This window comes from Bacillota bacterium (assembly GCA_013314855.1).
Classification (GTDB): domain Bacteria; phylum Bacillota; class Clostridia; order Acetivibrionales; family DUMC01; genus Ch48.
Genome location: JABUEW010000120.1, coordinates 1 through 12,424, shown reverse-complemented (window position 1 = coordinate 12,424; position 12,424 = coordinate 1). Strand labels below are relative to the sequence as shown.

Annotated in this window: 17 protein-coding genes; 7 read left to right on the top strand and 10 right to left on the bottom strand. The window is 36.4% G+C overall.

Translation table 11 applies throughout. The annotated features are described in order from the left end of the window. Positions 1-248: 248 nt before the first annotated feature. Positions 249-1,250 carry an Rpn family recombination-promoting nuclease/putative transposase gene (locus tag HPY74_16640; protein NSW92272.1) on the bottom strand — a complete coding sequence of 334 codons (1,002 nt, stop codon included), beginning with the start codon at positions 1,248-1,250 and terminating at the stop codon, positions 249-251. A 798-nt stretch (positions 1,251-2,048) separates the two neighbouring features. Between HPY74_16640 and HPY74_16635 the strand changes: the two genes are divergently transcribed. Next, positions 2,049-3,050 (top strand): hydroxyacid dehydrogenase, encoded by a 1,002-nt coding sequence (locus HPY74_16635; protein NSW92271.1) that lies wholly within the window; start codon positions 2,049-2,051, stop codon positions 3,048-3,050. A 267-nt stretch (positions 3,051-3,317) separates the two neighbouring features. Here the strand turns inward: HPY74_16635 and HPY74_16630 are convergent, their stop codons facing one another. After that, on the bottom strand, positions 3,318-4,646 hold the full coding sequence (locus HPY74_16630) for a trypsin-like peptidase domain-containing protein (protein ID NSW92270.1): 1,329 nt from the start codon (positions 4,644-4,646) through the stop codon (positions 3,318-3,320). A gap of 545 nt (positions 4,647-5,191) precedes the next feature. Between HPY74_16630 and HPY74_16625 the strand changes: the two genes are divergently transcribed. From HPY74_16625 to HPY74_16615, 3 genes are all read left to right on the top strand, one after another. Beyond that, positions 5,192-5,380 carry a hypothetical protein gene (locus HPY74_16625; protein ID NSW92269.1) on the top strand — a complete coding sequence of 63 codons (189 nt, stop codon included), beginning with the start codon at positions 5,192-5,194 and terminating at the stop codon, positions 5,378-5,380. Positions 5,381-5,525: 145 nt separating this feature from the next. After that, positions 5,526-6,224 carry a hypothetical protein gene (locus HPY74_16620; protein ID NSW92268.1) on the top strand — a complete coding sequence of 233 codons (699 nt, stop codon included), beginning with the start codon at positions 5,526-5,528 and terminating at the stop codon, positions 6,222-6,224. 352 nt (positions 6,225-6,576) lie between these two features. Further along, complete coding sequence (locus tag HPY74_16615; GenBank protein NSW92267.1) at positions 6,577-6,693, top strand: helix-turn-helix transcriptional regulator; 117 nt, start codon at positions 6,577-6,579, stop codon at positions 6,691-6,693. Positions 6,694-6,788: 95 nt separating this feature from the next. Here the strand turns inward: HPY74_16615 and HPY74_16610 are convergent, their stop codons facing one another. Both HPY74_16610 and HPY74_16605 read right to left on the bottom strand, forming a co-directional pair. Further along, positions 6,789-7,571 (bottom strand): ABC-2 family transporter protein, encoded by a 783-nt coding sequence (locus HPY74_16610; protein NSW92266.1) that lies wholly within the window; start codon positions 7,569-7,571, stop codon positions 6,789-6,791. 6 nt (positions 7,572-7,577) lie between these two features. Beyond that, positions 7,578-8,381 (bottom strand): ABC transporter permease, encoded by an 804-nt coding sequence (locus HPY74_16605; GenBank protein NSW92265.1) that lies wholly within the window; start codon positions 8,379-8,381, stop codon positions 7,578-7,580. Positions 8,382-8,574: 193 nt separating this feature from the next. Between HPY74_16605 and HPY74_16600 the strand changes: the two genes are divergently transcribed. Further along, positions 8,575-9,273, top strand: coding sequence for a DUF4004 family protein (locus HPY74_16600; GenBank protein NSW92264.1), 699 nt, complete (start codon positions 8,575-8,577; stop codon positions 9,271-9,273). On the opposite strand, the gene HPY74_16595 is transcribed toward HPY74_16600, so the two are convergent. Continuing rightward, positions 9,199-9,702, bottom strand: a complete 504-nt coding sequence (locus tag HPY74_16595) for a hypothetical protein (protein ID NSW92263.1) — start codon at positions 9,700-9,702, stop codon at positions 9,199-9,201. The genes HPY74_16600 and HPY74_16595 overlap by 75 nt on opposite strands. A gap of 63 nt (positions 9,703-9,765) precedes the next feature. Then, a complete protein-coding gene (locus tag HPY74_16590; GenBank protein NSW92262.1) occupies positions 9,766-9,960 on the bottom strand; it encodes a hypothetical protein in 195 nt (64 codons plus the stop codon). Positions 9,961-10,165: 205 nt separating this feature from the next. On the opposite strand from HPY74_16590, the gene HPY74_16585 reads away from it, so the two are divergent. Continuing rightward, complete coding sequence (locus HPY74_16585; GenBank protein NSW92261.1) at positions 10,166-10,591, top strand: hypothetical protein; 426 nt, start codon at positions 10,166-10,168, stop codon at positions 10,589-10,591. After that, positions 10,570-10,788 (top strand): type II toxin-antitoxin system HicA family toxin, encoded by a 219-nt coding sequence (locus HPY74_16580; GenBank protein ID NSW92260.1) that lies wholly within the window; start codon positions 10,570-10,572, stop codon positions 10,786-10,788. The genes HPY74_16585 and HPY74_16580 overlap by 22 nt, the downstream gene beginning before the upstream one ends. Before the next feature lie 244 nt (positions 10,789-11,032). Here HPY74_16580 and HPY74_16575 read toward each other — a convergent pair whose 3' ends face one another. The 4 genes from HPY74_16575 to HPY74_16560 form a co-directional block, all read right to left on the bottom strand. After that, the gene (locus HPY74_16575) at positions 11,033-11,380 is read right to left on the bottom strand and encodes a hypothetical protein (protein ID NSW92259.1); all 348 of its coding nucleotides are present in this window, start codon (positions 11,378-11,380) and stop codon (positions 11,033-11,035) included. A 29-nt stretch (positions 11,381-11,409) separates the two neighbouring features. Further along, positions 11,410-11,568: a hypothetical protein gene (locus tag HPY74_16570; GenBank protein NSW92258.1), complete on the bottom strand. Its 159-nt coding sequence runs from the start codon at positions 11,566-11,568 to the stop codon at positions 11,410-11,412. Between the two features lie 48 nt (positions 11,569-11,616). Next, positions 11,617-12,156: a GrpB family protein gene (locus HPY74_16565; protein ID NSW92257.1), complete on the bottom strand. Its 540-nt coding sequence runs from the start codon at positions 12,154-12,156 to the stop codon at positions 11,617-11,619. A 53-nt stretch (positions 12,157-12,209) separates the two neighbouring features. Next, positions 12,210-12,424, bottom strand: a 215-nt coding sequence (locus HPY74_16560; GenBank protein ID NSW92256.1) for a transposase, incomplete at its 5' end; no start/stop codon positions are given.

Below are 12,424 nucleotides of genomic sequence, written 5' to 3'. Positions count from 1 at the left end.
CAAACCGCTTCAGCATTGCCATTACTGACAATACTGGGTTTATAGCTACCAAACCCCTTGGCGTCTGTTTGGACTGGACTTTCACCAGCTAGCAAGTCTACAGCTTCGTCTGGGCGCACATGAATTTGTCAAGGTTCAGCAAAGTTTGCGTAAGTACTATATTTATACTAAATTTTTTACAGCCTCTTATGGACTGCACGGGAAAGTACTGCGGCTTTCCGTACAGTCTCCTCCCGGGCTGTACTTCTCTATTTTTCAATTTCTCTTTTTAGCCGCATAACTTCTTTAGTAGACAACTCAGCAGCTTCCGCTACTTGTTCTATTGAAAATCCCAGTCTCAAAAGGTTTCTAGCTGTTTTTCTTTTTCCCTCTACAATTCCTTTTTGCATGCCTTCTTTAATCCCTTTTTGCATGCCTTCTTTAATCCCTTTCTGCATGCCTTCTTTAATCCCTTTCTGCATGCCTTCTTTAACAAGTTGCTCTGCTATTGTCATAATCTCCTCACTCCTTTCTAAAGAGATTTTTTTTGCTACTTCATAGACATCTTTTATATTGATGTCGTTTCTTGCATTCATAATATATCTAACAAAAGTCTCAAAATAGTCTATGCCTTTTTCCTGATGTTCCAGTTTCTCTAAGGCTTCAAATGACCTTTCCAGAGTTTTTATAAATTCGTCAAAGTTTTTATTGAATATTGCCTTTAGTATCTCTAAAAATATCCTGAGTTTTGCGTTTCCTTTTATTTCTTCATCTCCATATGGTGATAAGTCATATAGTATGTATTCATAGCAGGGAATATATTTCCGGATGCTTTCAGGCAAGTTTCCTATTCCTTCTATTATCCCTGCAAAACTAGTATCAATGTTCCATTTACTTTCTCCATGGTATACTACTAAGGGTATAATGATGGGTAGCTTACTAATGTTTTCTTTGTTAATTTTTTGCTCCCATATCTTAATCATATATTTCAATAACTGTAATGATGTTCTGCTGCACAAATAGCTTTTATGCTCAAATAAAAAATAAATATATCCTTCTTTCCCATTGATAGTGGTCTTGAATAATATATCTGAAAATAGTTCTTCCAATTCTTTGTCAATGTAGCTATCCTTACCGGCCGAAAGATTATCCAAGTCTATTATTTCCAGAATCTCTTTGGGCAGATAGTTGAGCATAAAGTCTTTTGTGATTTCAAGGTCACTTAAGGTTTCTTTAAAAAATTTGTCATGGGGCTTGCTTATCATACCCATATACAGTCCTTTCTACTAATTTGTTCTATCGCAATTAGCAGTATATTTATTTATATTATATCACAGGATTATACCACAGGGAATAATTATTCTGCAATTGTTTGTCTCTTCGTCTCCATGGGCGCATTTTCTATAGCTTTATAATTGAATGTCTGAGTCTCTACAATGATAGACCGCATTCTTTCCTCTTAATTGCAATTTCTTTTGCCCCGAACGTCCTTAGCCCGAACTCTCAATACTACCAAAGAAAGAAGGTCGAAAAAAATGGTCCTGCAAAACAACGATTGGGACCCGAAGCTTATACAACAGGCTGTAATCACTCCGCTAAACTGGAGGCTCTATATACCTGAAAAGTGGTTTATCAACGACTAACGGAAACGCTGCAAGGATTGTACCGTACCTGATGATTTAGAGTTCATAGCCAAAAGAAGTCAGGCAAATTTCCTGCAAGGTGGCTTGGGTGTAATAGTACCTTTGGCACCAACAAGGATTTTATTGATGCAATTGCAGATAATTTCTACAAGAATTTTACATAAATTTATGTTCTTTTTATTGACGAAATATATATTATTTTATATGATTGTAAATAATAAGTATATGGATCCCTGCTAATAAATATAACAGAAATGGTTTACATAATATAGCTGTAAATGTTGGAAACCTTATTGCAACAACCTTTTAGACAATATTAAGTTTTCAAAGTCCCGATATATGAAGCTTTTAGCTTGTTTGCGTAAGTTCAGTTATATATAATATAAAATAAAAAAATTAGTTTTATGAAAAGGAGATAAATAAAGTATTATGAAAATTCTTGTATCAATACCAATGGGAGCCGACTGGGGCAGTTCCTTCATCCCAAAAGAAACTGAAAAAATATTGGAGTCAATTGGTGAAGTTATCTGGAATAGAACCGATAGGAATTTCACAAAGGAGGAGCTTAAGGAGAAGGTTGCCGGTGCTGATGTATGCTTAACAGGATGGGGGCATGTTCAGTTTGATGCCGATGTTGTTGAAGTTGCAGGGCAATTGAAGCTTATCGCTCATACAGGAGGAAGTGTAGCACCATTAGTAAGTGATTGCCTCTATGATAAAGGCATAAGGGTTATAAGCGGAAATAAGATATTTGCCGAATCTGTAGCAGAAGGAACCATCGGATATATATTAAGCTCTCTCCGTGATATCCCATACTATTCATATGACATGAAAAACGGGGGCTGGGCAACAAAGGGTTACTATAATGAGGGCTTGCTTGATCAGACTGTTGGCCTTGTAGGCTTTGGAATGGTTGCGAAATACCTTGTCAGGATGCTTAATCCTTTCAGGGTTAAAATAAAGATTTATGACCCTTACATAAAGGATGAAACCCTCATAGAGTACGGCGTGGAAAAGGCATCCCTCGAAGAAATATTCTCAACCTGTAAAATCATATCAATTCATGCCCCAAGGAAACCTGAAACATATCATATGATTGACAGAAAACTGCTTGAAATGATACCTAACAGTTCATTATTGGTAAACACCGCACGTGGAAATATTATTGATGAAGCCGCGCTGGTAGAGCTTCTACAAGAAAGAAGATTTAAGGCTGTCCTTGATGTATATGAAATTGAGCCACTGCCTCCTGACAGTGTACTTAGAAAGCTGGACAACGTAATACTTATGCCACATATGGCCGGCCCCACGGTTGACAGGCGGAAATTTGTGACTATTGCATTAATTGATGACATTAAAAACTTCTTCAATGGAAGGAAGCTTGAACACGAAATAAGCAGAGAATATGCAATGTCGATGACAAGGTAGGGCTTAATAATATAAACTATTTCAGTAGGGTTTTTAAGAATATAAGGGAGTAACACCCTCTAAACTTAAGAAAGAGAAAGTATTAACTAATAATTAATTCTGCTGTAAAACTCATTCAATATCAATACATTGGGATAAAGCAGCATCATTTACATCAGGCTCTGAGTTTCGCAGCAGAATCACGATTTATTGATTTGCTTTTATTAATATTAAATTTATTACTGCTATTTTCTTCTGAAGTACGGTTTGGTTAAACTATTGATATCCTTAACTTTGCTCGGTTAATGTCAGCTTAATTGTCATTTCTTTATTATTCCTTATAATTGTAACAGTTACAACGTCACCCGGCTTGTAGTTTTCTTTTATGTTATTTATATCACTCATTTTTCTTACTTCCTTGTCTGCAAATTTGGTTATTATATCGCCTCTTTTTATCCCCGCTTTGTAAGCACTGCCTTCCGGGTCGACTTCCGTAATAAATAATCCTGTAGGAATTCCAAACTGCCTTGATATTATTTCACTTATTTCCTGGCCGTTTATTCCTATATATGGCCTGTCTTTAACATACCCATAGTTTATTAATTGCTCTACTATCGGCTTTGCATCATTAATTGGTATAGCAAATCCCAATCCTTCCACTCCGGTAAAAGATATTTTTATTGTATTAATTCCAATTACCTGTCCCTGCGAATTTACAAGTGCTCCCCCGCTGTTGCCGGGATTAATCGCTGCATCGGTCTGTATAAAGCGCTGGGTTTTTTCTGTAGTTTCAATTTCACGGTTCAATGCGCTTATTATTCCTGCAGTCACAGTTCCCGCAAATTCCATACCTAAAGGATTTCCTATCGCTACTGCAAGCTCCCCAACTTTAAGCTTTGATGAATCTCCTAATTCAGCTACCGGTAAATTATCAAGGTCAATTTTAATCACTGCCAGGTCATTCAGGCTGTCTCCACCCACAAATTTTGCAGATGCTTCCCTTCCATCCGGCAAGAATACCTCAAGGGTTATATTTTTGCTTAAGTTGTTTTTAGGATCCGCATATTCGACTACATGATAATTGGTCATTATATATCCATCCTTGTTAATAATTATTCCTGAGCCCTCTCCCAGGGATTGAGCTGAATATTGATACAGTCTGCTGCTACTGCTAACAAATGTCATCCTTATACCAACAATAGATTTACCTGCTTTTTCTGCTATTTCAGTAATGGTTAAATTCTTACTTGAAGCAAGAGCCAAAGTTCCTAGACCACTTGTATTAATGCCTGAACCTGAATTTGCATACATAAAATTAATGCTGTTCCCCGTTTCGTCACTGGAAGTTGTTTCGCTTTTGGAAGCAATATTTTGTATTAATTCAGCCTGTTTTTTAAGTTCCTTATTAAATTTTGAGTATATCACACCCCCTATCAAACTGCTGCTCAGTATTGAACTTATTAACACTACAGATAAGTAAGTTTTAATATTGCCTTTCTTTTTACTTTTAAAATCATTATTAAACTTATCTGGCTGGGTAGAATTAAATTGTTCTTTAACCTCAGAATTCCCAGAATTCTCAAAATTCCTGCTTCCATAAACTTGTTCATTTCCCATTATTTGCTCTACATTTCTGATATCCATGACAATATACCTCCTATCTCGTATTAAATTTCATCTCCTAATAAATTGCATTAACTATAATCAAGTTTCAGTTTGTGTATTCCGTTATAAATTATTACTAAAATTAGTTTTAATCTTTTTGGATTACAATTTTATCTTACCCACCTTTTTTGACGTAATTGTGTAGAAACTGTAAAAAATTTTTGAACTTTCAAACCGGGCTCCCATTCCGGTATTGTCTATAACTACTGCTGTGAGTTCAAGTATCTCCTAGTCATCAGGAGAACATTTGATTATAACAATTTTTTAGAGGAAGAGATACGGCTTAAGGAGCATCAGATAGATTTAAGCGTATGATTTACAACATCCGCTCATTATTCAGTCCGTGTAAAATCAAACTTCATATACTTTTACTTTCACTTGTTTTTTCGATTATACACAAAATTCAAAGTAGTAGTATAATATAAATGGCAAAAGAAAAAAGGAATTGTACAGAAACAAAATAAAGGCCTGTTTAGAAGGATAGGGGTGAAAAGAATATGAAATCACAGAGTGTATTTTTCAATGATGAGATAGTCGCTTTAATACAAAGATGTGATGAGCAGTGTGAAGCAAAAAAGGCAAGGCAGGTTGAAATCATTGAGGCTGCAAAATGGTGGAAAGAAAAATCTTATGATGAGCTTTGGAATTTAATGTTTTCCAGCACTATTAAAAGATCAAGGTGGTAAAAAGCATGAACGATTTATAAGGAGCTCTTTTTCCACTATAACTACCGGAAAGCTTAATCTATCCAAGAAATATGAAAATACTTCCTGTGAAACAGTTTATGAAAAGGTAAGTGTAGATGGACATAATGCATATATGAGGAATTTTATGTATGATAATAATCCTGAGAACGGGTGGTTTGTGGATTTCAAGATTGATGACAGATACAAGGTGCTCAACAATTCAGCTGATATACACCTAAGGTATACAGATCTAACAAAAGATGCAAGCTTATGTATTTGTGAATCCTGGATTGATACTACAGATTGGTCGCATTCTAAAAATAAACAGGTAGGAAATAGGGAAGACTGGATTCCTACAATAATAGTTAAAGGAGAATATAAATCTACTTTTGCCGGGATTCTTGAACCTTATGAAGGAAAATCAAATATTTTTTCAATTAAAAGACTTGAACTATTGCCTTACGATAAAAAATTAACGGCTGGCTCCTGCCAAGAAGCTGATCTCAGTTCGAACGTAGCAATAGAAGTTATATCGACAACAGGAACATGCGATTATATAATAGCAGTAGATCCTTGTTATGAGAAAAAGGTTATTTGCCACATTGGGGCTAGAGGTCAAGACAACAGAAATAATTCGGTTGACTCTCAAGATGAACTTGAGATAGAAACCGATGCTTGGCTGCTCATAGTTAGAAAAGAAGATGGGAAGCTCTGTAAGGCAGTAATTTGTCAGGGAACTTATGTAAGAATTAATGATATTGATATAAAAATAGAAAATACTGAGGATGTTTCGGATATTGTGGAAGTAAAATTTACTGGAAAAACATACTCTATAGGATATTAAAGCAAAAGACTCTGCAAACTTTTCGCTGGTAATATTTGGACGTTTAGAATGCAAATGTCAAAGCATATTCAGGATGACTACCCTTATTCTGAATAACAAATCATATCAGATACAAAGGTTTGTAATTACTCGGTACAGCAATTTTCTGATGCCGGACGCACCACAAGATTATTTATACTATAGATTTTCATATTAATTCAGGTGAAACTACCCTAATTTTACCACATTAAATAGATGAAAAAAATTTTAAATAACTATAATTCAAGAAAATCAATAAATTCGACTTGATTTTTTCCTCTAACGCAAACTTTTAGATAAATGCAAGTGTATTCTTACTCTTTCTTCTTTTTTCATGGAAGCAAGCTACGAATGCGGTTTTACTAACTATTCCAGCTTTGTAAAGGCATTTAAGAAGTTTTATGAGTTTTCACCAAGACAATATATTCAAAACAGAAGACATATTTGTTAAAAAGGAGCAAGGACTACCAAGTCTTGCCCAATTTTTATGTTACAATGATAAGGGATGCACGAAAGCGGTAGTTATTTCCCCTGCTACCTCTCTTTTTAAGACCCTGTCGACCGGTAGTGCCTTACCCCGAATCTCCAAACAAGAACACAGGGAACTATAAAAATAATACCATATAGTGGTGTTAGCATAAATAAAAGGTTGTCGCCTTTCACTTTGTCCAGAACAAACATTAATGGCAGGTAGCTGACACATCCAAAAGGAATAACGAAGGTAAAAAACCTCGTGACCCATTTTTTATAGATATTCAATGGATACTGGGATATTTCTCTGCCACCGTCAGTAAATATATTCGCCACTTCAATACCCTGAATGGTCCAGAAGCATAGGGTTGCAGCAAGAACAAATATGCCTGTAAAGACAAAGACACCACCCACAATCATCAATATAAGAGTAACAACCTTGAATATATCCCATTGAATTGACAGGTTTGATACTGCCAGAATAAAAACAGCCACACCCTGCATAAGCCTTCCTACTCTTGTAAACTCGAATTTTGAGCCAAGCACCTGCAAAAAAGTGCTTCTGGGACGCACCAGCACCCTGTCAAACTCTCCATTGACAACCATACCGGAAAAAGCATCAAAGCCCCTTGCACAGCATTCGCTTACAGAGAATGCAATATGTATCACGGAAAAACATAACGCCACCTCAAAAAATGTCCATCCCTTGATGGAACCAAAGCGTTCAAAAAGAAAATACAGCGCAGCAAAAACGGAAAAAGGAATAAAAAACTGTCCGAATGAAAGCAGCCAGAAGGAAATCCGGTATTGCATCTGTGCCTTTAATAAAATTTTAAGGTATTTAAAATATAATCTCATGACGCTTCAACCTCCCTGTACCACAACCCACTGTAATACTTTGTTCAAAGCAAGTCTTCCCAGTATAACAAGTACGGCAAGCCAGGCAATTTGTGTGAGTACACCTGTTAGTGCCTCATTCACCGGTATATTCCCGCTGTAAACCCGAAACGGCAAATCCGCCGCCAGGCGGAACGGCAATGCATAAGCAATCCTTTGTAGCCACAAAGGCATCAGCGGGATCGGAATAATTCCTCCCGCAAGGAAATCGCCCAGCACACCGATCATCAAAAGGGATCCCACAGGAGACATGGTGACAAACACTGATATATATATAAACATTGATATCGAAACTAATACAAGAAGTCCTAGGGCAAGGGTTAGAACAAACAACCCAAAAGCGGCAAGGTTCGGAGGCAGTGACATACCATACGGTTCCGGAAGGAAAAAAGCGACCACAAGAATAGGCAGGCACCGAAGCAGAGCCCCGGACAGTCTCTGTGCAGTTAGCTTTGCATACCAGAATCCATATAGCCCGCAGGGACGGCAAAGCTCATAGGCAATGTTGCCACTGGTAATAAGGTTAAATAATTCACTGTCTCTGTACCACAGAACAACAAACACCAGAAAAGCCTGCTGCAGCCATATATAGCTGACCAATTGCTGCAACGCAATAGGCGGGGTCTGTACTGAACTTAAATAGAATGCTTCATAAATCATGATGAACATGAAGCCCCAGAAAAACTGTGTCACTACACCGGCTAATGCTGCCACCCTATATTGCATCCCATTTATCAACCGCATCCTGAATACTGAAAAATATGCCTTCATATCTCATACTCCTTATATCCTAAAATCCCGGGAAATTATAACTATGAAGCTTTACAATACAGTAATATCAACGCTTTTCAGATATGCAATTAAAGAATTATAGTTATAATTATAACTATGGATAAATTACACAAAATCCAGATATCATAGGGCTTTCAGAGATCATAGTTATATAAAACCGGGATTTTAAGTTATATCGAAAAAGGACTTATTAAACCAAACAGGTATTTCATATGGTCAGTTCTATCGTTGGAAAAGGGAGGGGCTGATCCCGGAAGACTGGTTTATTAAAAAGCCATCCTTCACCGGACAGGAAACCTTTTTCCAGAAAACCAAAATCTTAAACCGCATTAAAGCCATACAAAGATTAAAAGACAAATATTCTCTGGAGGAGCTTGCAAAAATACTTTCGCCGGAAGTTGCCAAACGAAATTTTACAATTGATGATTTAAAAGGGATATGCAAAGCCGAAACCGCCGTTATAATAGGCGATTTGACTGTGGATTTGTTCCAATGTGGCATTCTCAGGTACTGCTCTGAAAGTACAAAAACAAATAAATTTATTGAATGGTCGGGCAGCATCCAGGCGGAAACCTTTGAAAACTTACAACCCTTTGTTTTAAATTGTGATTATGAATTTAAAAACATTATATCATCGGCTAATCTAAACTGTAATTGCGAAATCGCCTGTGAAAGCTTTTACAGTTTTGGAGGCCTCAGTGCAGAATCAATAAATGCGGAAAACATATTTATCCTGATAAATGATAGCATATCGCTTCATAGTATTGCCGGGAGCAACATAAAAATCAGCAATACCTTAAAATGTAAAAGTAAAAGTGAATGTAAACGTAAACGCCTTAAGTATATCATAAAGCTCATCAATGGTTTCTGACAATTTATTTATTCCTGTGTTGTCAAGCCAATCCTGTCTTGCAGCGAATACCTGTTTTGCAGCTCCAGCAAGTGTCACAGTAGGTATTGCCATGAGCTTCCCATCTTCATAGTTATATGCTTTGTCCCATACAGGCTGTCCCCCCAGAGTGTCAATATATTTAACAACATTGGGCATATTTTTCCTCATTAAATCCTCTGGCACTGCTCTTATTACATTATTTTTGTAAAAATGACTATATCCCCATCGGATAAATACATCAGAATACGTACCAGAAGCAAGTGTTACATTGACTTTTTCTTCATCCCAAGCGTTTATGGCAATGACCTCAAGGTCTACATTATACTTTTCTTCCAGTATTTGCTCAACCCTGGTTTCCTCCTTATAACTACTCCAGTCACCTGGGACAAGCCATGTAAGTTCCAGCATTTTTCAAACTTACTTGTTGTTTCCTCTTTGCTTGTTTTAGTACTCTCGTTGTTCCCAGTTTCCTTATTTGGTAAATCTCTTGGAAAAGACATTCGCCAATATCACAAGTAAAAATCCTACAACATTCTTAAAGAGTCCTACAGCTGTTGAAAAACTGTAATCTGCCTCAACAAGCCTTCGCCTGTATATAAATGTATCAATAATATCTGCAACTTTATATACCTGTGGAGAGTAAAGATTAAAAATCTGATTCTTCATAAACGCTGAAAAGGATAATTTTGTATCAGCCTTAGCTGTCTAATCGCAGCTCGTCGTCCTGGGGCTCTAAGCACCCCGGCAAACCGGTGTCGACAAGTCAGGCCAATCTATTATGACAAATAAGAATTAAATAATAAAAAATGTACATACTGTACAGAGTGAGCATAATATGATACAATAGGAGGTGAGAAAGGGGATGAAAAAAATGTTAACGCTCAATGCTACTGATGTACGGAAAGAATGGGGCGGTTTCATTGATTCCATTATTCGGGAAAAACCAAAACTTATCAAGAGGTCGCGGGATTATATTTTTACATCGAGTCTTGATGTGTTGAAGGAGCTTCTTAAAGCTTATACGTTTACAGCTGAATTGTTTAGAGAAGATGATGGGTCGGTTACCGCTTCTTTAGCGGAATTTGACATCGTTGTAAATGGTTCGAATGAGGAAGAAGCTTTGAAACTTCTTGCAACTGATTTGGTAGAATATGCTCAAGACTTTTATAATGAGTTTCAATATTGGCACTCTGCTCCGAATAGGAGGGGGCATTTGCCATATGTTCTCAATGTCTTAATTCAGGACGATTTGGATGGAGTTAAGGAGATAATAAAATGCCAACTTGGAAAGAATTAAAGAGATTCTGTGAGCGTGATGGATGGGAACTCTATAAACAGACGAACCACTATTATTATAGAAAAGTAGAATCCAATGGAAACATCAAGAGAACGAAGGTCTCTATGGGAAGTGGAGAGATTAAAGAGCATATGTGGAGAGAGATTTTGAGAAAACAGCTACAGGTTACCGAAGAGTATTTTAATCGCAAAAAATAAGCCACAGGTATATAAACGGCCGGAGGTCAACTCTCCTCTCCCTCGCCTCCGTCGTGTAAATCTACGACTATTTTATTTATATGAAACTAATACACCGCGTATATTGTTAACAATCACTCTCTTTGAGATTGAAAAAATCACTTTATTTGAGACTGTCGGGACAAAAAGAGACGGAAATCCTAAGCTGATAGCAACAGAAATTGTTTATACATAATATATAGACGATAATAAATATTTGTAAAAGCTAATCTATAATCTCTAGATCATCAAGAGGCTCTAACTCATCCAAACCAGTTTCTTGAACTGCTCTCAAGATACTTGCTTTAAAATACTGTTTTGTATTCCAGATACGTCTTTTTTCTTTAGCCTGTCTATATTTGAAAATGGCTCTATCAATATGCTTCAGACGTAGTTTAAGTATTAATTCCCTGTTGGAATAATAGAGTTCTTTAATTATATACTCAAGGATATCTCTTAAATCATCTTCAAAATAATTGACTCCAAATACTTCATATATTTTTTTAATAAAATATTTATCTCCAGGAAATTTTCCTGCTTTTTTTTTTGCAAAATTTATTAAATTCAGTACCAAAAAAGGTGAATTAAATATATCTCATAGTTTCAAAGAGAGTGACTGCTAACAGTCAAAATCGTCATGAATCCTTCAACCTCGTACTCTGGTGCGGGCAATCCTGCCTCAAGCATTTCCTGGTACATCCTGTCCACACCCTCGCCAAGCTCACGTACAAATTTATAATCTCTCAAATACTTTGCAATCATAGGATTACGTGAAAAATGTAGATTTCATATTGTATACGTAGTTTTACCTCATGATGTTGTGTTTGCACACTTCTCTTTTAGTTGTTTGATAACTTTTTCAACATATTCTGATTTAAATAGTCTATACATATCTCTATCTGTCCTAAACCTTTTTTCAAGTTCAACCTTTATACCGGCATATTCAGATGCAGCTTTATTATCCCGTATCAAATAATCCCTGAACATTATATTATCTATCCAGTACTCACTGTTTTTTTCCACAAGATGCAAGTGATGCGTGCAATTCTCAATGCCGCCTTTTACAAAAAATATTCTTCCTATCCTTCCGCATTCCCCTAAACAATTATATCCTATTTGTTCCAGGTTGTTAATGTAATAATCGCTTTTTTCCATATCGTCAACACCAAGCATTATATCAATAATAGGCTTTGAAACCATCCCGGGAACAGCAGTACTACCAATATGACATATGGTAGCAGATGCATCATTAATTGCAGCTTTGATTCTTTCAGCCTCTTCATTGTATTCTTTTACCCACTCTGCATCGTAAGAAACCAACTTTAAAATATTGTACGGTAACCCCAGCATAACACCACCGAATAACTATTATCCCTGTACACTTATATTATATCAAAGTATTGCTAATCTTCTTTATTTTCAAGTAGTTCTTCAAACCCATACTTCTTAAGCAATTCTTTAGCCTTCTTAATGCCATCTTCACCAATGCTTACTGATTTTGATTTATGGCTGCCTCCAATCAGCCCCTCATCCGAAAGCTCATTCAAAATACCAAAATCATAACCCTTCCAGCTTCTGCGATACTTAATTCCAAACTCATTTTCTTCCCAGGATGTCA

Coding starts and splice junctions, on each gene's coding strand:
- HPY74_16640 (NSW92272.1), bottom strand. CDS start 1,250: ATGGGTATGATAAGCAAGCCCCATGACAAATTTTTTAAAGAAACCTTA.
- HPY74_16630 (NSW92270.1), bottom strand. CDS start 4,646: ATGGGAAATGAACAAGTTTATGGAAGCAGGAATTTTGAGAATTCTGGG.
- HPY74_16625 (NSW92269.1), top strand. CDS start 5,192: ATGAAATCACAGAGTGTATTTTTCAATGATGAGATAGTCGCTTTAATA.
- HPY74_16620 (NSW92268.1), top strand. CDS start 5,526: ATGTATGATAATAATCCTGAGAACGGGTGGTTTGTGGATTTCAAGATT.
- HPY74_16615 (NSW92267.1), top strand. CDS start 6,577: ATGGAAGCAAGCTACGAATGCGGTTTTACTAACTATTCCAGCTTTGTA.
- HPY74_16610 (NSW92266.1), bottom strand. CDS start 7,571: ATGAGATTATATTTTAAATACCTTAAAATTTTATTAAAGGCACAGATG.
- HPY74_16605 (NSW92265.1), bottom strand. CDS start 8,381: ATGAAGGCATATTTTTCAGTATTCAGGATGCGGTTGATAAATGGGATG.
- HPY74_16595 (NSW92263.1), bottom strand. CDS start 9,702: ATGCTGGAACTTACATGGCTTGTCCCAGGTGACTGGAGTAGTTATAAG.
- HPY74_16590 (NSW92262.1), bottom strand. CDS start 9,960: ATGAAGAATCAGATTTTTAATCTTTACTCTCCACAGGTATATAAAGTT.
- HPY74_16585 (NSW92261.1), top strand. CDS start 10,166: ATGTTAACGCTCAATGCTACTGATGTACGGAAAGAATGGGGCGGTTTC.
- HPY74_16580 (NSW92260.1), top strand. CDS start 10,570: ATGCCAACTTGGAAAGAATTAAAGAGATTCTGTGAGCGTGATGGATGG.
- HPY74_16570 (NSW92258.1), bottom strand. CDS start 11,568: ATGATTGCAAAGTATTTGAGAGATTATAAATTTGTACGTGAGCTTGGC.
- HPY74_16565 (NSW92257.1), bottom strand. CDS start 12,156: ATGCTGGGGTTACCGTACAATATTTTAAAGTTGGTTTCTTACGATGCA.